Raw genomic sequence first — 21,226 nt, 5'->3', positions numbered from 1 at the left:
GCGTTGCGATCAGACCCGCGTCCAGCGCCGGCCGCCATCCTCGGCCTGCTCCAGCGTGCCGGCCCGGATGTCGTGGACCAGGCCGTGCAGAGACAGCTGTTCGCCCTCGACGGCCGCCTTGACGAAGGGAAAGCCCATCAGGTTCTCGATCGAGACCAGCACCGCCTCGCGTTCCAGCGCGGCGACCTGCTGATCCGCAGGCAGGTCCTTCACCCGTTCGTATCCGGGGCGCAGGATGTCCATCCAGCGGCCCACGAAGCTGGATTTTTCCTCAAGCTCGGGCGCCTGGCCCGAACACATCGCGTGGCACCCCGCCACGCCGCCGCAGCTGGTATGGCCGACGACGATCAGATGCGCGACCTTCAGCGCCGTGACCGCATATTCGACCGCCGCCGAGGTGCCGTGCTGCAACCCGTCGGGCGCATAGGGCGGCACCAGGTTGGCGATGTTGCGATGGATGAAGAACTCGCCCGAATCCGCGCCGAAGATGCTGGTCACATGCACGCGCGAGTCGCAGCAGGAAATGACCATCGCGCGGGGCCTCTGGCCGTCATCGGCCAGACGCCGGTACCAGGCGCTGTTCTCGGCATAGGAGGTGGCCACCCAGCCATGATAGCGGCTGACCAGATACTGCGGCAGGGGACGGAGAAGATGCATGTCGGACCTCGCGAGTTCACTGCTTGATAGGCGGGTATTGAGAAAAATTCGAGGGGTTTCTTGCGCGGGAATCAAGCCTTTCTTCACCGCTTGCCGCCATGGTGTCCCGACGTGTGGGGACACGATCCGTTGGAGATGCAGGATGGCACAAATCACGGCCCTGGCCGTATCCGAACCCGTGCGGGTCGATGCGCGGCGGGTGGGCGACATCGTCAGCGAACTGGGCGAGACCGCGGCGCAGAACGTCATCGGCCTGGCGCTGGAACAGCTGGCGGGGGCGTTGACCGCGACCGACGCGGCGCTGGAGGCCGGCGATCTGGCGCAGGCGGTCGCGCATGCCGACCGGCTGTCGCGACTGGCCTGGCAGATCGGACTGCTGTCGCTGGCCGGGGTCGCCATGGATTTGGGCAGCTGCGCGGAACGGCGCGACATGGGCGCGCTGGCCGCTGTCAGGGCACGGCTTCTGCGCGTCGGGAACCGGTCGCTCACCGCCATCTGGGATCGCCCCGGCCTCGGCTGACCGAAGGCCCCGGCCGGCCTTGCGGGGGTCGGCCGAGGGTGTAGTCTGACGGCCTCATCAGCCCAGGATCGCCCCATGCCGCCCCACTTCGCCCCAGCCTCCGACGACGCCCTGCCGATCTGGCCAGTCTGGAAAGGCGATGCTTTGCCCGACGGCGCGGGGACCTGGCCCGAGGCCAGCGGCTTCGCCGCCAAGCCGGGCGAGATCTGCCTGCTGCCCGGTGCGGATGGCGCGCTGGCCGGGGCGCTGTTCGGGCTGGGCGAGCCTGCGCGCGCGGGTCGCGAACGCCTGGCCTTCGCCCGCGCCACCGCCCTGCCACGCGGCTGCTGGCGGCTGGCCGCGATCCCCGCAGGCTTCGATCCCGACGAGGCTGCGCTGGGCTGGCTGCTGGGGCAGTATCGCTTTACCCGCTACAAGGGCCAGCCCGAGGACGGGCCGCGCCTCGTCGCGCCCGAGGGTGTTGATGCGGCGCGGATCGAGGCGATCGCGGCGGGCGAGTTCCTGACCCGCGACCTCATCAATACCCCGGCCGCCGACATGGGCCCCGACCAGATCGAGAACGCGGCCCGCGATCTGGCGGGCGAGATCGGCGCCCGGATCCGGGTCATCACGGGGCCGGCGCTGCTGGAGCACAACCTGCCGATGATCCACGCGGTCGGCCGCGCCGCCGCCACCGCGCCCCGCCTGATCGAGCTTTCGCTGGGCGACGACGGCCCGCTGGTGGCGATCATCGGCAAGGGGGTCTGCTTCGACACCGGCGGTCTGAACCTCAAGCCCGGCGCGTCGATGGCACTGATGAAGAAGGACATGGGCGGCGCCGCCACCGCACTGGGCCTGCTGATGATGCTGGCGCGGACCGGCGCTGCACGGGGGCTGCGGCTGCGCCTGCTGATCCCGGCGGTCGAGAACAGCGTGTCCGGCAACGCGTTCCGGCCCGGCGACGTGCTGACCAGCCGCAAGGGGCTGACCGTCGAGGTCAACAATACCGATGCCGAGGGGCGGCTGGTGCTGGCCGATGCGATGGCGCTGGCGGCCGAGGACCGGCCCGACCTGATGATCTCGCTGGCGACGCTGACGGGTGCGGCGCGGGTCGCGCTGGGCCCCGACATCCCGCCCTTCTACTGCGACGACGACCGCACCGCTGATGCCCTGTCGCGCGCCGCGATGGCGGTCGGCGACCCACTGTGGCGGATGCCGTTCTGGACGCCCTACGAGCCGCAGATCGAACCGCAGATCGCCGATCTGGATAACGCGCCATCGGGGGGCATGGCCGGGTCGATCACCGCCGCGCTGTTCCTGCGCCGCTTTGCCGAGGGGGCGGGCCGCTATGTCCACCTGGACATCTATGGCTGGCAGCCCGGCCCCGCGCCGGGCCGTCCGAAGGGCGGGGTCGGCCAGGGCGCCCGCGCCATCCTCGCGGCCCTGCCCGAGATGCTGGCATGACCACCGACCGCCGCCTGACCCCGGCCACCGACCGGGTGGCGCTGGACAGCCTGCGCGGTATCCTGGACCGGCCCGCCTATACCACGGGCCGGCCGGCGCGGCTTGCGGTGCCGCTGGCCGACCTGATGGACGCCCCGGATGGACGCCGCGACCGGCAGGTGAATTTCGGCGCCGACCTGACCGTGATCGAGGATCGCGGCGACTGGGCCTTCGTGCAGGCGCGGCTGGACGGCTATTGCGGCTGGCTGCGGGGCGCGGCGCTGACCGCCGAACTGCCGCCGATCACCCACCGCGTCGCCGCGCCCGCCACCCATGTCTATCCGGCGCCGGACATGAAACGGCACCAGCTGCACGCGCTGTCGATCGGCGCGCGGCTGTCGGTCGAGGCGATCGGGGATCGCTTTGCCCGGCTTGCCGGCGGCGGCCATGTTCCCGTCCAGCATATCAGCGACCGGCCCGCCACCGATCCGGTCGCCGTGGCCCGGACCCTGCTGGGCACCCCCTATCTGTGGGGCGGCAACAGCGACTGGGGCATCGACTGCTCGGGCCTCGTGCAGGCCGCGCTGTCGGCCTGCGGCATCGCCTGCCCCGGCGACAGCGACCTGCAATTCGCGGCCTTCCCCGAGGCGACCGGCGGGATCCGCCGCGGCGATCTGCTGTTCTGGCGGGGCCATGTCGCGCTGGCGGCCTCGGCCGGGCGGATGATCCACGCCACCGCCTCGCAGATGGCCGTCATCCTCGAGCCCATCGCCGCCGCCATCGCCCGCATCGAGGCGGCCGGCGACGGCCCCCTGCTGGGCGTGCGGCGGCCGCTGTGACGTTTTCGCGCGGTCCGGGCGGCTTGAACGCGGCGATCGGGTGCGGCTAGTCTGGACCGGCGAGGCGTGACAGGGGGCCGAGACATGCCGAAGATGCGCCGCAAATCCGACCTGCCGGTCAAGACCTGCGCGACCTGCGGCCTGCCCTTCCGCTGGCGCCGCAAATGGCTGCGCGACTGGGATGCGGTGCGCCACTGCTCGGAGCGTTGCCGCCGCGCGATGCGGCCGGCCGGCCGGGACGCAGCCGCGCGATGACGGGCAGGCTGCGCCTGGTTCTGGGCGATCACCTCAGCCGGGACCTGTCCGCGCTGTCGGATCTGGACCCTGGCCGCGACGTGGTGCTGATGGTCGAGGTGGCCGACGAGGCGCGCCATGTGCGCCACCACAAGCAGAAGATCGCGTTGATCCTGGCGGCCATGCGCCATTTCGCGCAGGACCTGGCCGCAGAGGGTGTCACCGTCGATTATGTGCGACTGGACGATCCCGACAACACGCACAGCTTCGGTGGCGAGTTGCGGCGCGCCGTCGCCCGGCACGGCCCCGCCTCGATCGTCGTGACCGAGCCGGGCGAGTGGCGCGTGCGCCAGATGATGCGGGACTGGCCCAGCGACACCGGGCTGGAGGTCGAGATCCGCGAGGACGACCGCTTCTTCTGTTCGCGGGCCGAATTTCAGGATCTGATCGCCGCGCGCAAGACCGGGCGGATGGAGTTCTTCTATCGCGAGATGCGCCGCCGCACCGGCATCCTGATGCAGGGCGACGCCCCCGAGGGTGGGACCTGGAACTTCGACAGCCAGAACCGCAAGCGCCTGCCGCGCGGTCTGACCCCGCCGCCACGCCGGCGGTTTACCCCGGATGCGACCACCCGGGAGGTCCTCGACATGGTCGGCGCGCGGTTCGGCGATCACTTCGGCGATCTCGAACCCTTCGGCTGGGCCGTCACCCGCCCGGACGCGCTGGCCGCGCTGGATCATTTCATCGCCGATTGCCTGCCGCTGTTCGGCGATTATCAGGACGCGATGAAGGCGGATGCAGATTTCCTGTTCCACGGCCTTCTGTCGCCCTATCTGAATTGCGGCCTGCTGACCGCGCGCGAGGTCTGCGCGCGCGCCGAGACGGCCTTTCGCGACGGCGCCGCGCCCCTGAATGCGGCCGAGGGATTCATCCGCCAGATCCTTGGCTGGCGGGAATTCGTGCGCGGCATCTACTGGGCCGAGATGCCGGATTATGCCCGCTCCAACCACCTGAACGCGACCCGCGACCTGCCCACCTTCTACTGGACCGGCGACACGACCATGCGCTGCATGGCGCAGTGCATCGCGACGACCCGCCGGCACGCCTATGCCCACCACATCCAGCGGCTGATGGTCACCGGCAACTTCGCACTGCTGGCGGGCATCGCGCCGCCGCAGATCGAAGAGTGGTATCTGGCGGTCTATGCCGACGCCTTTGACTGGGTGGAACTGCCAAACGTGCACGGGATGGTCATGCATGCCGATGGCGGCCGCCTCGGCTCCAAGCCCTATGCGGCATCGGGGGCCTATATCAACCGCATGTCGGATTACTGCACGGGCTGCCGCTTCGACCCCAAGGCGAAGCTTGGGCCGGACGCCTGTCCGTTCAACTATCTCTACTGGACCTTCCTGATCGAGAACCGGGGGGCGTTGTCGGACAATCCGCGCATGGCCCTGCCCTATCGGAATCTCGACGCGATGCCCGAGGATCGGCGCCGCGCGATCGCCGACCATGCCGCGCGCTTCCTGGACGCGCAGGCCGCATGGGTCGACAGTGACCCGCCGCCGCGGCAGATGCGGCTGGACGACGGCTGGTAAAGGACCGGGCCAGACCCGGGGGGTCGGGCGGCTAGGTCCCGGCGATCCAGCGGATCATCAGGTAGCAACCGCTGCCGATCAGCGCGGTCAGGGGCACCGTGACCAGCCAGGCCGCCATGATCGTCGCCACATGGCTGCGCCGGATCAGCATCCGCCGCCGCGTCTCGGCCGCCGGCAGGGGCGAGCGGTCGTGATCGCCGCGCCGATCCAGCCATTCGCGGGCAAAGCCGACACCGAAGACGCCGCCCACGGCCACATGTGTCGTCGACACCGGAAGCCCGAAGGCCGAGGCGGTCAGCACCGTCGCCGCCGTCGCCACCGCGACGCAGAAGGCGCGGCTGGCATTCAGCCGGGTGATGCCGCTGCCGACCATCACCACAAGGCGGCGCCCGAACAGCAGCGTGCCGAGGGCGATGGCCACCGCCCCGACCAGCAGCACCGTGACCGGCACCAGGGCCGCCCCGATCTCGAGGCGGCCGGCAAGGATCACCGTCAGCGGGCCGGCGATATTGCCGACATCGTTGGCCCCATGCGCAAAGCCCATGATCGTCACGGCAACCAGCAGCGGCGGGCGGAACAGCCGCTTGCTGCTGGGCTCTCCGCCCGAGGCGGCGAGTTCGGTCCGCACCATGACGCGCATCATCAGCCCGCCGGCCAGCGCCGCGGCCAGCCCCGATGGCAGGATCATCACCCGGTCGATGTGATCGCGCGCCAAAAGCGCGAGGTAGGCCGCGAAAAGCCCGGCCGTCAGCCCGACCAGCGGCGGCAGCCAGAACAGCGCGGCGGCGGCGCGATCCGGCACATCCAGCACCTTCAGCCGCAGGAAGATCACGACCGCCGCCGCCAGCAGCGCCGAGGCCAGCGGCGTGATGACCCAGGTCGAGGTGATCAGCGCCAGCGACGGCCAGTCGATCGCGCCCGCGCCCAGCGCCGCCAGCCCCGATCCCGCGATTCCGCCGACGATGGAATGCGAGGTGCTGACCGGCATACCCGCGCCGCTGGCCGTGGTGATCCAGACGGCGGCGCCGACCAGAGCCGACAGCATGACCAGCGGCGCGGCGCCGCCGCCGGTCAGCGCCCCAACATCCAGGATACCGCGCGCCAGACGCTCGGTCACCGCGCCGCCAGCGAGGCTTGCCCCGGCGATCTCGGCCAGTGCGACCAGCACCAACCCCGGCAGCAGGCCGATGGCGCCCGCGCCGACCGCTGGCCCCAGAGAGTTGGCGACATCGTTCGAGCCGATGGCAAGGCCCAGCCAGCCTGCCACCAGAAGCCCGGCCGCGAGCACCACGTTGGGCGTGCTTGCACCGCCGAACCAGATCAGCAGGAACAGGCCGGCCAGCAGCAACAGCACGGCGAAGCCGAGGCGCAGCACCGGGCGAAACGCATGCCGCTGTGCCGATTCGGCATAGGTGATCCGGCCCAGGTCCTTGTCGAGCGTGTGGAACCCGCGCCGCTGCGGCATCACGATCCGATGCGGCAGGCCGCCCCGCGCACGGTGTCAGGCCCCGTTCAGGCGCTGCGCAAGGCCGCGCAGGATCTGCTGCAGCCCCGGTTCGGCCACCATCCGGGCGGCGGCCTCGGGCTCGAACCAGCGGCGCTTGCGCTGATCGGATTCCGGGAAGTCCTCGACGCTTCGGTCGACGCGCAGCAGAAAGACCCGCACCTCGACCGGCACCGCAAAGCCGCGGTCCTGATCCTTGTCATAGGTATAGCGGCCCAGTTCCTCATGGCCCACATTTCCCTCGACGCCGGCCTCTTCCCATGCCTCGGTCGCGGCGGCGCCGGGCAGCGTCCGGCCCTCCATCGGCCAGCCCTTGGGAATCACCCATCGCCCGGTGCCGCGACTGGTGATGAGCAGCACCTTGCCGGTCTCGGTGTCGAGACACAGCGCGCCGACCTGCAGGGCCGGCGGCCGCCGGCCGATCAGCATGCCCAGGGATCTGCTCAGCGCACTCATTCCTCGGTCTCCACCCTGGCGCGCAGCGCCTTGACATCGCCGCGCACTGCCTTTGCCTTCAGACGCCGCCGCTGGCTGCCGAGGGTCGGCCGCGTGGCGATCCGCCGCTTGGGCACCTCGGTCGCGCGGCGTATCAGGTCGGCCAGACGATCGCGCGCGATCTCGCGGTTGCGGGCCTGGCTGCGCGTTTCCTGCGCAAGAATCAGGATCGCGCCGTCCTGCGTCCAGCGCCGACCTGCAAGCCGCTGCAGCCGGCGCTTGACCGGATCAGGCAGGTTGGGGGATCGCGCAGCCTCGAAGCGCAGTTCGACCGCGGTCTCGACCTTGTTCACATTCTGCCCCCCCGGCCCTTGCGAACGGGTGAACTGCTCGGACAGTTCCCACTCTTCAATCGCGATCTGGTCGGTCACATGCAACATGACCGCAAGATATGGCGCGCATGACGGCCAGATAAAGCAGTAATGGTTAAGGAATCGTAAAATCTGTCCGAACGAACAGGAAACGCGGCGTCAGAGCAGCCCGCAGCGCCCCGATTCCGGCCAATGCGCGAAGGGCAGCACCGCCCCGTCGATGCGGCTGCGGTCGACGCGGGAAAGGTCCACATCGGCGAACACCCAGCCGGGCGCGTCCATCGCGCCCTCGGCGATGATCCCGGTTTCGGGCCAGAAGCCGTCCGGCGGACCGTAGATCGCCGCCCGGCCGCGGTTCACATCGACGGCCGGGCTCCACGTGCAATCGCCCACCGTGGGTGCCTGCACCACCACGCACTGCCCTTCCAGCGCACGGGCCATCGCGCCGATGCGCACCCGGTTGAAGCCCGCGACGCTGTCGGTGCAGCTTGGCACCAGCAGGATCTGCGCCCCCGCCTCGACCAGCAGGCGCCCCAGCAGGGGAAACTCGCTGTCATAGCAGATCAGGACGCCAATGCGCCCCAGATCGGTGTCGAAAACGCGCAGGCCGGGTGCGGCGGCGACCTGCCATTGCTCGCGCTCGAAGCGGGTCATGATCTGCTTGTCCTGGTGCCCGATCACGCCGCGCGGACCGTGCAGAGCGGCGCGGTTCACGGGCCGGTCGCCCGCGAAGACCGGCCCCGAGGCGGCGAGGATGTGGCAGCCGTGCTTCGCGGCCAGGGATGCATGCAGCCGGGTCACGGCATCGGCATGGCGGGCGACCTCGTGCAGCGAGCGTTCCAGGTCGCCCGCCACCTCGCGACCGCCAAGCGAGGCCAGCTCCATCGCCCCGTATTCGGGAAAGACCAGCAGATCCGCACCGTCGGCGCGCTGGACCCACCGGGTCAACTTGTCGGCATAGGCCGCGAAGTCGTCGAGCCAGTCCAGCGGATAGGCGGCGGCGGCGATCCTCATAGCGCCCGCATCCAGAATTGCAGGTCCTTCTCGGTCTCGGCCTGTTGGCCCAGATCCTTCCAGGCGAACCGTGCGGTGACGCCCGGGAGGGGGGCATAGCCGCGCTTGCGCCAGAACTCGTCCAGCGGGCGATAGCCCGAAGGGCGCGCGGGATGGTCGGGCGAGCGGATCACGCTGCAAAAGGCGCAATGGCGCAGACCCAGACCCCGCGCATGAGCCTCGCGCGCGTCGAAGAACGCATGCCCGATGCCCTGGCCGCGATATTCGGGCAGCAGCACCGATTCGGCGCAGTAGAAGATCTGCGACATCGGCTCGGGCCGCCCGGCGAAGGCTGCCGCGAAGTCGGCGGCATGATCCGACATCGGCGCGCCGGTCGCGGCCCCCACCACGCGCGTTCCGTCCAGGGCAGCGACGACCACCGCGCCGGGCGACTGGTAGGCCTTCAGGTAGTCGCGCTCGTAATCGGCATCGCCATCATAGAGATAGGGCCAGTCGCGAAACACCGAGATGCGCAGCCGCGCCACGTCGGGCAGCGCCGCGGCCAGCGCCTCGCCGGTCAGGACGCGGGTAGTCACGCTCATTGGCTGACCTGCCGGACCCAGTCGGCGAGGTTGTAATAGGTCGTGACCCGCGCGATGCGGCCGTCGCGGATGTCGAAGAACGATCCCGCGGGCAGCCGGTAGGTCTGGCCCCGTGCCTCGGGCAGGCCCGCATCGGTCTTCAGATAGGTGCCGTTCACGATGAACTCGGCAGCGGCGCGGTCGCCCGCGTCGTTGGCGAACACCACCAGATCGGTCAGGGTCTCGCGATAGCTGTCGGTCATGTGCCGGTTGAACTGGGCGAACAGGTCCTTGCCGCGGCGGACCTGGCCCTCGTTGACATGATGTTCGATCTCGTCATGCAGCAGGTCCAGCATGCGGTCGGTCTGCCCGGCGTTGAACGCGTCGAAATAGGCGGCAATCAGGGTTCTGGCATCCATCGCATCATTCCTTCTGTGCGGGCGTCGGTCCCGCTGCCTCTAGCGATCTTGCCGCCGCGCGTCACCTCGGCGCAAGGGACCAGACCGGCGGTTTGGGAAGGCCCGCGACGCTTGAAATTCGTGCCCAACCTGTTAGCGCTATTCCAGACATTCGGAGGAGGATTCGCGCTTATGGACGATCGAACTCAGCTTGGCCACAGAGAGATCACCTGCTTCAAGGCCTACGACGTGCGCGGCGAGCTTGGCAAGAATCTTGATCCCGACGTGGCCTATCGCATTGGCCGCGCCTTCGCGGAGGCGCGCGGCGCCAGGCGCGTGGTGGTGGGCCGGGACAGCCGCGCAAGTTCGCCCGAACTCGCCAAGGCACTGATCGAGGGTCTGACCGATGGCGGCGCGGACGTGCTGGATCTGGGCCTTGCCGGCACCGAAGAGGTGTATTTCCACACTGGCCATCACGACACCGATGGCGGCATCGAGGTCACGGCCTCGCACAACCCGATCAACTACAACGGCATGAAGATCGTCGGGCGGGGATCGGCGCCGCTGGACCCGGCGACCGAACTGCCGCCCATCGTGGCGCTGGCCACATCGGGCGATTTCGCACCCGCCAGGAAGGGCAGCGTCACCGATTTCAGCCACGCCCGCGAGGATTACGCCCGCGCGATGGCCGATTTCGTCGATGTCGCGGCGCTGAAGCCGATGAAGATCCTCGTCAATGCCGGCAACGGCACCGCCGGCCCGACCTTCGACGCCATCGCGGCCGAGCTGGAGCGGCGGGGCGCCCCGCTGACCTTCGTGCGGATGCATCACGAGGTGGACAGCAGCTTTCCGAACGGCATCCCCAACCCGCTTCTCGATGAGAACCAGCCGCCGACCGTCGCGCGGATGAAAGAGGAGAAAGCCGATCTGGGTGTCGCCTGGGACGGCGATTTCGACCGCTGCTTCTTCTTCGACGAGAACGGCCGCTTCATCCCTGGCGAATACATCGTCGGCCTGCTGGGCGCGGCCTTCCTGGAAAAATCGCCGGGCGAGAAGGTCGTCCACGACCCCCGCGTGATCATGAACACCCGCGCCATGATCGAGGAAGCCGGCGGCGAGGCGGTGGTCAGCAAGACCGGTCACGCCTTCATCAAGCGCAAGATGCGCGATGTCGGCGCGATCTATGGCGGCGAAATGTCGGCGCATCACTATTTCCGCGACTTCTATTACTGCGACAGCGGCATGATCCCGTGGCTGCTGATGATCGAACTGCTGTCGCGCAAGGGCAAGACGCTTGCGGAACTGCTGTCCGAACGGATGCGGCTCTACCCGTCCTCGGGCGAGACGAACTATCACATCGACGATCCCGACGCGGCCATCGCGCGGCTGATCGACCGTTATGAGGCGGAGGCCGACAGCCGCGACGATCTGGACGGGGTGTCGCTGAATTTCGGCAAGTGGCGGTTCAACCTGCGCAAGTCGAACACCGAGCCTGTCGTGCGGCTGAACCTCGAATCCGACGGCGACGCCGCGCTTGTCGCCGAAAAGCAGGCCGAGCTTGCGGCGCTGCTGAAGGGCTGAGGCCCGCCCCCGGGTGATGCTGGCCGCGCCCGCACAGGCGCGGCCTTCGCATGTCACGCGCCGTCGTCGAAGCCGAAGGCCACATAGTCGCGCAGATAGGCCGATTTCGCCGCAGCGCGCAGCGCCGGGTCGGCAAGAAAGTCGGGATAGGCCTCGCCGGCCAGCCGATCCAGCCGGGCATCGGCGATGCCGGTCTGGCGGCACAGGAAGGCCAGGTCCTCGGCCAGCCGGTCCTCGCGCACCAGCAGGTCGGGCTGGGCAAAGCGCGCAAAGCCCGCGATCACCTCGGCCTGGCTGGCCCAGTGCGGATGGGTGGGCAACCCGGTCTGGCCGTTCAGGTTCCGGCGCAGGAATGTCAGGAAACCCGCGAAGATCGGTGCGGCACGATCATCGGACAACTCGCCCAGTTCCGCGTCCTCGGGCAGGTCGACGCGCTGCACCTCGCGCAGCGCCCGGCGCAGCTCGGGCGGCGCGTCGGCCAGCAGATGCAGGAACGCGTCCCATGCCCGGTGCAGCGGATGACGCAGCACGCAAAAGCTGCGATGGCCCGGATGATCGCGTTTCCATTGCCGCAGCGTCGATTGCGTGAACCGCCCCGACACCTGCCCCAGAACGCCCAGCCAGCCCTGCACCATCTCGGTCGGGCCACCCGGCATCGGCATGTGCAAAAGCCCGCGCCCCGCCTCGCAGACCCGGAAGCCCGGGACCGAGGGACCGCGGCGCGGCTCGAAACTGGGGATGTGGCGCAGCGCAAACGGGTCGAGGCCTGCCAGGTCCGTCTGCATCTCGGCGAAGTTCGCGACCTTGTCGGCCATCTCGCGCGGGTTCTGCGGCACCTGATCGCGCGCCGGCTCGACCCGGTCGAGATCGGTGCGGCCCAGCCAGTGCAGCAGGCCCGTCATCACCTCGGCGTCGCGCAGATCGTCGTAGCCCAGCCAGAACGCGGCCTGCCCGCTGGCCTGCAACCGGTGCTGGACGCGCAGCTGGAACGCCTCGACATCGGCGAGGATCTGGCGGAACTCGGCCCCGTCATAGCGGATCTGTGCGGGGATCGGCGATTCCGTCTGGTTCAGCTTCCACTGGTTGGTTTCCCATGCCAGCCGCGTCGAGACATAGCTGTCAAGCGGGTTGCGGGTCAGCACGATCTTGGCACAGTGGCGATTGTCCATGATCGCGTCGAACACGCGCGGGTCGTGGTCGTGGAAATAGCGAAAGCCCGGCAGATGGCCCGGCTTGTCGAACAGCTTGCGCAGCAGCGGCATGGGATCGGCGTCGCGCTGGGCGCGGGTGATGCCCTGCAACTCGTCCTTGTCGGGCCAGCCCATCATGTAGGGGTTGAACGCCTCGCCGAAGCAGGTGACCTTGCGCACCGCGTTCAGCGTCGCCTCGAGAAGGTTCGACCCGGTGCGCATCTCGGCGAAGATGACAAAGCTGCGGAAGCCTGCGGTCATTCGGCGGCGGTCCTTTCGGAATCGGGCCGTCCCGACGTTGCCTGCCCCTCATGCGACGAGGCCGCCAGCGGCAGGCCCTCGGCGCCCAGGCGCGGTTGCAGGCCGGCATTGCGCAGCCGGCGCAGCAGATCGGACAGCCCCGACGTGTCACGCATCGCGGGCAGCGCCCGGATCGGGGCGGCGTGCGGCTCGATCTGGCCAAGCGCGTCCTCCAGCAGCGCGAGGGGGCGCGACAGGAAATCGGCCAGATCATGGACCTGCACCCGCGCCTTCACCCAGACCGAGTTCAGCACATCCAGCTGCGCCAGCTCGACCCGCTGCAGATGCGCGGTGATGCGCCGGACATCGTCGAAGGGCATGCCGGAGTTGACCAGCGGCAGCATCCAGGCGCCGGTAACGACGAAAAGATGCGCGTTCGGATCGGTGGCGATGAACCAGTTCAGGATCTGGCTGTCGCGGGGGCTGAACTGGAAGACCTGCATCCGCCCGCTGACCCGGATCAGCGAGGTCAGGAAACCCTGCGCATCATGGTCGCGCAGGGCGGCGCTGGTGGACAGGGCGCCCGGGCCGATCTCGGGGCGGCCGGCAAATTCGGCCATCTCGGCGCTGAACAGATGCCCATGCACATCGCCGGCGACCCGTGCGCCCAGCCACCTCTCGAAGCCCGGAAAGATGTCGGTGAACCCCTGGAACACCGCGTAGGGCGCGGCGGTCTTGCCGTTCTCGGCATCCTTGCGCGGATAGCGGCTTTGCATGTAGAGGCCGGGCCGACCCTGAAGGCGCCGCCGGATGGTGCGGTTGATGAGCCGCTCGATCCCGGCGGGCTGCGGGGGCGACAGGTCTGGCGCCGCGCTGGCCGGGCGCGGGAAATGTGCCAGCAGACGGTCGGCGCCATGCCATGCCTTGCGCGCGACGAAGCAGCGCGATTCCTCCAGCAGCGGCAGGTGATCGTCGTAAAGCTGGTAGGGCCGGCCCTTGTGGTCGAACTTCGCCAGGGTCAGCGACCGGCTTTCGATCTGGACCGAGTGGCGCCGCACAAGCGTCTGGAAATAGCTTTCGTCGGGGATCCAGCTAAGCCGGAAATAGCGGTCGAACTCGGCCCGGCGCGGATCCTGCAGAATGGCGCGCAGCGTCGGCGCGGTCAGGCACCACCACTGCGACCCCAGATGCGGAGACAGCCCGCGCGGCAGCCGCCGCCGCACGCCCCGGCGCCGCTGCCACTCGACAAAACGGTCGAACAGCCGCCGATGGCGCCGCCAGTCGAACGGGAAATAGAGGGTGAAGCGTTCCTCGTTCAGCCCGCCGACCGTCCAGCCGACCTCGTCGGCACTGACGCTTTCGATGTGGTCGCGGTCGGGGTCGGCCGCCAGGAACGCCGCCAGTTCGGTGACCGGCCGCAAGGGCAGGCAGGCGCCCGAGGCAAGATAGACATGGGTGATGTCGGGATGGTCGCGCAACAGATGCTCGGCGGCGTCCTGCGTCGCGCGCACAAGGCTGAAGCGGCCCCAGTCGCAGCGGCGCCGGCGCGTGAAGGCGATGCCGTCCAGATCTGCCAGCGCGTCGCGCATCGCGGCCAGATCGGGCGCCCGCACCTTGGCGTCGACATGGATCGCCACCCGCGCCCCGCCCTCGGCCCAGATCCGCGCCATCCGCGCAGCCATCGGCAGGTCGGCATGGCACAGCAGGATCACGCCCAGCCTGACCCGCCCGCTCATGCCCAGTTCCCCCGCGAGATCAGGCCCAGATCCTCAAGCTGCTGCCAGCCGTGATACTGGCGCGATTCGCTGCACCACAGCTGCGCCCCGGCGTTCAGGCCCTCGGCATAGGCGCGGTATTCATGGCTGTTGGCGTAATGCTGGCGACGCTGCAGTTCCTCTGTCGATTTCCCGGCAAAGCCGGACAGGAACTTGGTGTGCAGCAGGCAGCCCGATGCCATCTCGCCGCCGTCCTCGTCATAGACGAGATTCAAGCCCGTCGGCAGCAGCATGTGGGTCGAACTGACATAGGCATAGCGCCAGTGCCACTTGACCAGCGGGATCTTGTTCAGCGCCGGCCCGGCCAGCGGGTCATGGCCGAAGAAGGCCCGGACGCGCGGACCGCCCTGGATCCACAGATTGCCGAAATAGCTGTTCTTGGCAAAGGCATAGTTCGCCGGGTCGAACCAGTTGGCCACCTCGACGGGGTCCTGCCCCTCCTGATAGGGCCGATCCTCCAAACCGCCGCGCGGATACATGTCCAGAAGCATGGCCGGGAAGGACCGTCGCCCCGAGGCGTCCAGCCATCCGGTCAGTGCGGCAAGCGGCCGGCTGTCGCAATGCGGATAGACGAGGAACTCGTCGGGATCGACCGTCAGGCACCAGTGGTCTCGGCCGTGGCGCAGCAGCAGCCAGTTGATCCAGTCCATCCCGAACCTTGCCCGCTTGTAGCTCGCGGCTGTGGACCACAGCGAGACATCGGGCTGCCCGCGCAGGTACTCGGCGCTGCCGTCGTCGCTGGCGTTGTCCACGACCAGGAAATGCGCCACGCCGAGATTGCGGTAATAGTCGAGGAAATAGGGCAAACGCACCCGTTCGTTGCGCTGCGTCACGAAGGCCAGGATGTCGGCGGGCCGGATCCGCGCGGTCCGGTCGGACAGAGGCCGCAGCGCGCGGCGGCGGTTGACCGCACGGCCGATCAGGTATTGCCGTTCGATCCGCCGACGAAACCGTTCGGGCATCCAGGGTCTGCTGAGTCGCATCATCGCCTGCGGCCGCCTGCGTCGTAAGCTGTCGTTGCCTTCATCGGTCCGGACATGCGGCCTTGCGCGACGATTGGCAAGCCACTTCACGCCCCGGATGTATCCTGCGGCGGCCAGCCCGCCGACCCCATCAGCCCGAGGGAAACCAGCAGGTCAGGGCCCTCATAGCGCCGCGACGCCGCGTCGCGCAGGACCGGCCCGGCCGTCAGCGCCCGGTGATACCCGGCATAGGCATCGGGATCGGCGAAATGCTGGCGGCGCAGCAGCTCCTCATGCGATCGCGCGACGATCTCGGGCAGGAACTTGCCATGCAGCAGCACCCCCGACAGGCGCGGATCGCCCGGCCCGTCATAGAGATCGTTCATGCGTGGCGGCAGCATCGAATGGGTCGAGTTGACGTAGGTCATCCTGCGATGCCAGCGGATCAGCGGCAGCTTGTTCAGCGTCGGCGCGCGGTCGGGACGGTCGGCAAAGAAGGCGCGCTCGCGCACCCCGCCCTGCACCCAGCGGTTCCGACGCGGGCTCATCACCCGGCTGCGATAGGGACCGGCATCGAAGAAGGGCAGACGGTCCGTCAGCGGCGCATCGGGCGGCGCGTCGGCCTGCCCCAGCCTGCCCGCCGGATAAAGATCCAGCATCAGCGCGCCCATCCCCGCGATGCCGCGCGCCCCGAGATGGGCGGTCAGCGCCGGCAGATCGTGGCGCGCGCAGCCCGGATAGACCAGCAGTTCGTCGGCATCCACGGTGACGCACCAGTGGCCATGGCCGTGCCGGATCAGCAGCGCGCCCAGCCAGTCCATCCCGAAGCGTGCGGCGCGATAGCTGCCCGAGGCCCGCCACAGCGACAGATCCGCCTGCCCGCGCAGATAGCCGGGCGTGCCATCGTCGCTGTCATTGTCGACGATCAGGAAATGCGCGACGCCAAGGGCCCGATAATGCGCAAGGAATTCGGGCAGGCGCGCGATCTCGTTGCGCAGGGTCGCGAACAGCAGGATGTCGCGCGGCCGGATGGCGCCGGTGCGGTCGGCAAGCGGCGTCAGGGCGCGACCGGCCCGCATCGCGCGCCACAGCAATTCGCGCCGCTTCCAGCGCAGGCGATAGGCCGACCATGCCCGGCGCAGGCGGCCATCTGCCATTGCTCAGCCCTCGTAATGGCCGTTCTGATGCCATCGCCAGGCATCGCCGATCATCTGCCGCATGGTGGACCGATGCGGCCGCCAGCCCAGCTCGTCGCGCGCGCGCTGGCTGCCGCACACCAGCTTGACCGCGTCGCCGCCCCGCCGCGGGCCATCCTGCATGGGCACCGCCCGGTTGGTGACATGACGGGTCGCCTCGACGACCTCGCGCACCGAGAAGCCGTCGCCCGTGCCAAGGCAGAAGACCCGGCTGCCCCCGCCCGCGCGCAGCCGGTCCAGCCCGGCCACATGGGCATCGACGAGATCCATCACGTGCACATAGTCGCGGATGCAGGTGCCGTCCGGGGTCGGGTAGTCGGTGCCGTGAATGGTCAGGGCCGCGCGCTTGCCGTCGACGGCATCGAGGATCAGCGGGATCAGATGCGTCTCGGGGCGGTGAAACTCGCCCACCTCGCCCTCGGGATCGGCGCCGGCGACATTGAAGTATCGGAAGATGACGTGACGCAAGCCGTCCGAGGCCGCGAAATCCGCCAGCATGTCCTCGATCGCGCGCTTGCTGGCCCCATAGGCGTTCAGGGGTGCCTGCGGCGTGGTTTCGTCCAGAACCTCTCCGTCGCGGTCGCCATAGGTCGCGCAGGTCGAGCTGAAGACGAAATCCAGGCAGCCCGCCGCCACCGCCGCCTCGATCAGGTTCAGCGATCCGGTGACGTTGTTGCGCCAGTACCGGCCCGGCTGCGCCATCGCCTCGCCCACCTGGCTGAGGGCGGCGAAATGCAGGACCGCCACGGGGCGATGTTCGGCGAACGCCGCGTCAAGCGCGGCGCGATCCAGCAGGTCGGCGTGGACCAGCGGGCCGAACTTCACCGCATCGCGCCAGCCGGTGGACAGGTTGTCCAGCGTCACGGGCAGATAGCCGGCCCGCGCCAGCGCCTTGCAGGCATGCGAGCCGATATAGCCGGCGCCGCCGGTCACCAGAACCTTCCGGGTCATCGCCTATTCCGCCGCGCGGCGCATCGCCATGACATCGTGCAGATATTCGGCGAATTCCTCCTTCAGCTCGTCCCGGTCCAGCCCGAAGGCCACCGTCGCCTGCAGGAACCCCGCCTTCGAGCCGCAATCGAACCGCTGGCCGCGGAACCGCAGGCCGTAGACGCCGCGGCCGGCCTCGATCTCGTCGGCGATGGCGTCGGTCAGCTGGATCTCTCCGCCCGAGCCGGCCTTCAGCTTGTTGAGGTTCTGCATGACGGTCGGCGCAAGGATGTAGCGCCCGATCACCGCCAGGTTCGACGGTGCGGTGCCGACGGGGGGCTTTTCCACCATGCCGCGGGCGCGGACGATGGCGCCCATGTCCTCGCTGACATCAAGGACGCCATAGGCCTGCGCCTTCTCGGGCGCGACCTCCATCGTGGCGACCATGCTGCCGCCGGTCTCGCGATAGGCCTCGATCATCTGCTGAAGGCAGGGCGGCTCGCCCATGATGACGTCATCGGTCAGGATCACCGCGAAGGGTTCGTCATCCGAGACCAGGCGGCGCGCGCACCAGACGGCATGGCCGAGGCCCAGCGCCTTGTGCTGGCGGATATAGGCGATCGCTCCGGATTCCATGTTGGTCTGGCGCAGCGTTTCGAGCAGGGCGGTCTTGCCAGATTTCTTGAGGCTGGATTCCAGCTCGTGCGCGTGGTCGAAGTAATCCTCGAGCGCGCCCTTGCCGCGCGAGGTGACGAAGATGAATTCCTTGATGCCGGCGGCGCGCGCCTCGTCGATGGCATACTGGATCAGCGGCCGGTCAACCAGCGTCATGATCTCTTTCGGGATACTCTTCGTCGCAGGCAGAAATCTCGTCCCCAGTCCCGCGACAGGGAAGATCGCCTTCGTTACCTTACGACTCATTGCATGACACCTTTGCTTCATCATTCATCGCCGCACACGCACCTCGGCAAGCTGCAGCGTCCGACACACAGCGCGAACCGCCGTGGGACGCAAGCCAAACCATAATCCCGAAGGCGGGTTCCCGCCAAGACGTTCGCTTCACTTCGACCGACTTTCGCCGCCCGGCTGCGCGAATTTCAGTCGATGCGCATGTCGCGCATCATCGTCTCGAGGCGGGGCACGTCCTCGGGGTTGTTCAGTTCCCAGAACTGCCGTCCCCGCGCCTCGACCTCGACGCAGCGAATCCTCCGGCCGCGTTCCAGGAAGCGCAGCTGCTCAAGCCCCTCCAGCACCTCCAGCCGCCCCTCGGGCCAGCCGGCATAGGCGGCCAGGGCATCAGGCCGGTAGGCATAGACGCCGACATGGTGGAACACAGGGCTGGGCGCCTCCTCGGCAAACGGGCCGGCCGCAAAGGGCACGACCTCCTTCGAGAAATACAGCGCCTGCCCCTCGGCCCCGAACACCGCCGTGGTGCCGCCGACGCGGCCGGCCATGCGGTCGGCGATCAGATCGGCCCGCATCCGCCCCGAACAGCGCAGCACCGGGGTCGCGACCTCGGCATCCGGCGCCGCCCGCAGCCCGGCCACCAGATCCTCGACGAACCAGGCCGGGGTCAGCGGCGCGTCGCCCTGCAGGTTCACCACGATCTCGGGCTCGAGGCCAAGGGTTGCGACGGCCTCGGCGCAGCGTTCGGTGCCGTTGCGGCAATCGGGGCTGGTCATCGCCACCTCGGCGCCGAAGTCCTGAGCGTGATCGCGGATCCGCACGTCGTCGGTGGCCACGATCACCCGGTCGATGCCGGCCACCGCCATCGCCGCCTGCCAGCTGCGGCGGATCAGGCTGAGCGGCCGGCCCGAGGCGCCGCGCAGCGTGACCAGAGGCTTGCCCGGATAGCGGCTCGAGGCAAAGCGGGCCGGGATGACGATGACCACGGACATCGCCGGATCAGTCCTTGACCAGCAGCACGCCGGGCGCAAAGGCGATGAAGAACGGGTTCTCGAAGCCCGGCTTGCCATAGGTCAGCGGGGTGTGGTCGTCAAAGCGGACCACCTGCCCGCCCGCGCCGCGCAGCACCGCATCGCCGGCCGCCGTGTCCCATTCCATCGTCCGTCCGAGGCGCGGATACAGATCGGCCTCGCCGGTGGCGACGAGGCAGAATTTCAGCGACGACCCCGCACTGGTCATGTCGCGCACCCCGTAGCGGCCGATATACTCGTCTGTGGCGGCATCGCGATGCGATTTCGAGGCGACGACCATCAGGCCGCGATTGTCGGGCATGGGATTGACGCCCACCGGGATGGTCTCGCCCGGCTGGTCGCCGAAGGGCCCGCGTTCCTCGACCGAACGGCCGTCATCCGTCGTGTAGAACAGTCGTCCCTTGGCCGGCGCGTAGACCACCCCGCGCAGCGGCACGCCGTCCTCGACATAGGCGATGTTCACGGTGAAGTCGCCGCGCCGCTGCACGAACTCCTTGGTGCCGTCCAGCGGATCGACGATCAGGAAGGTCCGCGCCGCCTGCTCATGGGTGGACGCCTGTTCCTCGGTGATCAGCGGCACATCGGGAAAGGCCGCGCGCAACCCTTCGGCGATCAGCGCGTCGGCGGCCTCGTCGGCGGCGGTCACGGGCGAATCGTCGGATTTCGCGCGCACCTCGAAATCCTCGGCGTCGTAGATCTCCATGATCCGGGCGCCGGCCAGCAGCGCCAGACGGCGCATCTCGGCGGTCAGTCGGTCAAATTGCATTCACTATTCCTTCGCATCGGGCGCCGTCCGGCCGCCGCGAGATTGTGCCGCCGCGTTTAGCCACTTATGATCCGGGGATGCGGGCGGGGCAAGCACCAGCCGGCACCAGCCACGCGCGACCTGCCACGGCCGCGCCAGACCCAACCGAGAAGCGGACCCGCCGACGTGTTCACCCAGCGCCGCACCACCACGATCTTCGGGGCCGCCGGCACGACCCTGGCCCTGATCCATCACCAGACAGTGTACAATCTGCGCACCGAACACCGCAACGCGGTCGTCGGGCTGTTGCTGACCATCCTGCAGACGGCGATCTTCATGGGCGCCTTCCTGCTGATCTACCTGGTCATCGGCGTGCGGCAATCGCCCATCCGGGCCGATTTCATGATGTTCATCATGTCGGGGATCTTCCTCTTCATGACCCATGTGCAGACCGTCGGCGCGGTCTCGTCCAGCCACTCTGTCAGCGGCCAACTGGTCAAACATGACCCCCTGAACCCGGCGGTGCTGATCGCCGCCTCGGCGCTGGCGGTCCTGTATCGCCAGACGATCAGCTGCATCGCGATCCTGTGGCTGTATCACGTGCTGATCGCGCCGGTCGAGATGACCCGGCCCGTGGGGGCGCTGGCCATGTACCTGCTGGCCTGGCTGTCGGGGGTCTGCGTGGGGCTGGTGTTCCTCGGGATCCGGCCCTGGGCGCCCCGGGGGTCCAAGATCCTCACGACGATCTACCAGCGGGTGAACATGTTCGCCTCGGGCAAGATGTTCGTGGCCAACATCCTGCCCAACTTCATGCTGCCCTGGTTCACCTGGAACCCGCTGTTCCACGTCATCGACCAGGAACGCGGCTACATGTTCATCAACTATTCGCCGCAGAAGACCGACCCCGCCTATGCGCTGTGGTTCTCGTGCGCGGCGCTGATGGTCGGGCTGCTGATCAACTTCTCGACCCGAAAATACGAATCGATCAGCTGGAGCGCGACCCAGTAGCCGCCGCGCGACGCGCGCGGAACGGCGCCGGATCCGGCCAAAATTGGCCCCGAGAGGCGCTTGCGGGCCTGAAAACCATCCCTATATACAGCCCCGAAGCGTCCGGTACC

22 protein-coding genes are annotated in these 21,226 nt (G+C 68.8%); 7 read left to right on the top strand and 15 right to left on the bottom strand.

What is annotated here, in order from left to right; genetic code table 11:
• Positions 1 to 9: 9 nt before the first annotated feature.
• On the bottom strand, positions 10 to 657 hold the full coding sequence (locus Q5Y72_RS05780; protein WP_305962449.1) for a carbonic anhydrase: 648 nt from the start codon (positions 655 to 657) through the stop codon (positions 10 to 12).
• 142 nt (positions 658 to 799) lie between these two features.
• On the opposite strand from Q5Y72_RS05780, the gene Q5Y72_RS05775 reads away from it, so the two are divergent.
• The 5 genes from Q5Y72_RS05775 (at position 800) to Q5Y72_RS05755 (ending at position 5,270) form a co-directional block, all read left to right on the top strand.
• Positions 800 to 1,177, top strand: a complete 378-nt coding sequence (locus Q5Y72_RS05775; RefSeq protein ID WP_305962448.1) for a hypothetical protein — start codon at positions 800 to 802, stop codon at positions 1,175 to 1,177.
• A 75-nt stretch (positions 1,178 to 1,252) separates the two neighbouring features.
• A complete protein-coding gene (locus Q5Y72_RS05770; RefSeq protein WP_305962447.1) occupies positions 1,253 to 2,620 on the top strand; it encodes a leucyl aminopeptidase family protein in 1,368 nt (455 codons plus the stop codon).
• On the top strand, positions 2,617 to 3,438 hold the full coding sequence (locus tag Q5Y72_RS05765) for a C40 family peptidase (protein WP_305962446.1): 822 nt from the start codon (positions 2,617 to 2,619) through the stop codon (positions 3,436 to 3,438). Before Q5Y72_RS05770 ends, Q5Y72_RS05765 begins: the two co-directional genes overlap by 4 nt.
• A gap of 84 nt (positions 3,439 to 3,522) precedes the next feature.
• Positions 3,523 to 3,693 (top strand): DUF2256 domain-containing protein, encoded by a 171-nt coding sequence (locus Q5Y72_RS05760; RefSeq protein ID WP_305962445.1) that lies wholly within the window; start codon positions 3,523 to 3,525, stop codon positions 3,691 to 3,693.
• On the top strand, positions 3,690 to 5,270 hold the full coding sequence (locus Q5Y72_RS05755) for a cryptochrome/photolyase family protein (protein WP_305962444.1): 1,581 nt from the start codon (positions 3,690 to 3,692) through the stop codon (positions 5,268 to 5,270). Before Q5Y72_RS05760 ends, Q5Y72_RS05755 begins: the two co-directional genes overlap by 4 nt.
• Before the next feature lie 31 nt (positions 5,271 to 5,301).
• Here the strand turns inward: Q5Y72_RS05755 and Q5Y72_RS05750 are convergent, their stop codons facing one another.
• The 6 genes from Q5Y72_RS05750 to Q5Y72_RS05725 all read right to left on the bottom strand — a co-directional run bounded on the left by Q5Y72_RS05750 (position 5,302) and on the right by Q5Y72_RS05725 (position 9,573).
• On the bottom strand, positions 5,302 to 6,735 hold the full coding sequence (locus Q5Y72_RS05750; RefSeq protein WP_305962443.1) for an inorganic phosphate transporter: 1,434 nt from the start codon (positions 6,733 to 6,735) through the stop codon (positions 5,302 to 5,304).
• Positions 6,736 to 6,771: 36 nt separating this feature from the next.
• A complete protein-coding gene (locus Q5Y72_RS05745) occupies positions 6,772 to 7,230 on the bottom strand; it encodes an NUDIX hydrolase (RefSeq protein ID WP_305962442.1) in 459 nt (152 codons plus the stop codon).
• A complete protein-coding gene (gene arfB / locus Q5Y72_RS05740; RefSeq protein ID WP_305962441.1) occupies positions 7,227 to 7,649 on the bottom strand; it encodes an alternative ribosome rescue aminoacyl-tRNA hydrolase ArfB in 423 nt (140 codons plus the stop codon). Before arfB ends, Q5Y72_RS05745 begins: the two co-directional genes overlap by 4 nt.
• A gap of 90 nt (positions 7,650 to 7,739) precedes the next feature.
• Complete coding sequence (locus Q5Y72_RS05735; protein WP_305962440.1) at positions 7,740 to 8,594, bottom strand: carbon-nitrogen hydrolase family protein; 855 nt, start codon at positions 8,592 to 8,594, stop codon at positions 7,740 to 7,742.
• On the bottom strand, positions 8,591 to 9,175 hold the full coding sequence (locus tag Q5Y72_RS05730) for a GNAT family N-acetyltransferase (RefSeq protein WP_305962439.1): 585 nt from the start codon (positions 9,173 to 9,175) through the stop codon (positions 8,591 to 8,593). Before Q5Y72_RS05730 ends, Q5Y72_RS05735 begins: the two co-directional genes overlap by 4 nt.
• Positions 9,172 to 9,573 carry a ketosteroid isomerase-related protein gene (locus Q5Y72_RS05725; protein ID WP_305962438.1) on the bottom strand — a complete coding sequence of 134 codons (402 nt, stop codon included), beginning with the start codon at positions 9,571 to 9,573 and terminating at the stop codon, positions 9,172 to 9,174. Before Q5Y72_RS05725 ends, Q5Y72_RS05730 begins: the two co-directional genes overlap by 4 nt.
• Before the next feature lie 171 nt (positions 9,574 to 9,744).
• On the opposite strand from Q5Y72_RS05725, the gene Q5Y72_RS05720 reads away from it, so the two are divergent.
• Positions 9,745 to 11,133 carry a phosphohexomutase domain-containing protein gene (locus Q5Y72_RS05720; protein ID WP_305962437.1) on the top strand — a complete coding sequence of 463 codons (1,389 nt, stop codon included), beginning with the start codon at positions 9,745 to 9,747 and terminating at the stop codon, positions 11,131 to 11,133.
• Positions 11,134 to 11,186: 53 nt separating this feature from the next.
• On the opposite strand, the gene Q5Y72_RS05715 is transcribed toward Q5Y72_RS05720, so the two are convergent.
• From Q5Y72_RS05715 to cysQ, 8 genes are all read right to left on the bottom strand, one after another.
• Positions 11,187 to 12,584 (bottom strand): hypothetical protein, encoded by a 1,398-nt coding sequence (locus Q5Y72_RS05715; RefSeq protein ID WP_305962436.1) that lies wholly within the window; start codon positions 12,582 to 12,584, stop codon positions 11,187 to 11,189.
• On the bottom strand, positions 12,581 to 14,299 hold the full coding sequence (locus Q5Y72_RS05710; protein ID WP_305962435.1) for a DUF5927 domain-containing protein: 1,719 nt from the start codon (positions 14,297 to 14,299) through the stop codon (positions 12,581 to 12,583). Before Q5Y72_RS05710 ends, Q5Y72_RS05715 begins: the two co-directional genes overlap by 4 nt.
• Entirely contained in the window at positions 14,296 to 15,324 is a 1,029-nt protein-coding gene (locus tag Q5Y72_RS05705) for a glycosyltransferase family 2 protein (RefSeq protein ID WP_305962434.1), read from the bottom strand. The genes Q5Y72_RS05710 and Q5Y72_RS05705 overlap by 4 nt, the downstream gene beginning before the upstream one ends.
• A gap of 83 nt (positions 15,325 to 15,407) precedes the next feature.
• Positions 15,408 to 16,457 carry a glycosyltransferase family 2 protein gene (locus Q5Y72_RS05700; protein WP_305962433.1) on the bottom strand — a complete coding sequence of 350 codons (1,050 nt, stop codon included), beginning with the start codon at positions 16,455 to 16,457 and terminating at the stop codon, positions 15,408 to 15,410.
• 3 nt (positions 16,458 to 16,460) lie between these two features.
• Complete coding sequence (gene galE / locus Q5Y72_RS05695; protein WP_305962432.1) at positions 16,461 to 17,447, bottom strand: UDP-glucose 4-epimerase GalE; 987 nt, start codon at positions 17,445 to 17,447, stop codon at positions 16,461 to 16,463.
• A 3-nt stretch (positions 17,448 to 17,450) separates the two neighbouring features.
• Positions 17,451 to 18,347, bottom strand: coding sequence for a UTP--glucose-1-phosphate uridylyltransferase (locus Q5Y72_RS05690; protein WP_305962431.1), 897 nt, complete (start codon positions 18,345 to 18,347; stop codon positions 17,451 to 17,453).
• Positions 18,348 to 18,523: 176 nt separating this feature from the next.
• On the bottom strand, positions 18,524 to 19,324 hold the full coding sequence (locus Q5Y72_RS05685) for a 3-deoxy-manno-octulosonate cytidylyltransferase (RefSeq protein ID WP_305962430.1): 801 nt from the start codon (positions 19,322 to 19,324) through the stop codon (positions 18,524 to 18,526).
• Positions 19,325 to 19,331: 7 nt separating this feature from the next.
• Positions 19,332 to 20,129 carry a 3'(2'),5'-bisphosphate nucleotidase CysQ gene (gene cysQ / locus Q5Y72_RS05680; RefSeq protein ID WP_305962429.1) on the bottom strand — a complete coding sequence of 266 codons (798 nt, stop codon included), beginning with the start codon at positions 20,127 to 20,129 and terminating at the stop codon, positions 19,332 to 19,334.
• A gap of 165 nt (positions 20,130 to 20,294) precedes the next feature.
• Between cysQ and Q5Y72_RS05675 the strand changes: the two genes are divergently transcribed.
• Complete coding sequence (locus Q5Y72_RS05675) at positions 20,295 to 21,116, top strand: ABC transporter permease (RefSeq protein WP_305962428.1); 822 nt, start codon at positions 20,295 to 20,297, stop codon at positions 21,114 to 21,116.
• Positions 21,117 to 21,226 lie beyond the last annotated feature (110 nt).

Origin of the sequence: Paracoccus spongiarum (assembly GCF_030732095.1) — a bacterium.
Classification (GTDB): Bacteria; Pseudomonadota; Alphaproteobacteria; order Rhodobacterales; family Rhodobacteraceae; genus Paracoccus; species Paracoccus spongiarum.
This window is presented reverse-complemented; position numbering and strand designations above follow the sequence as displayed.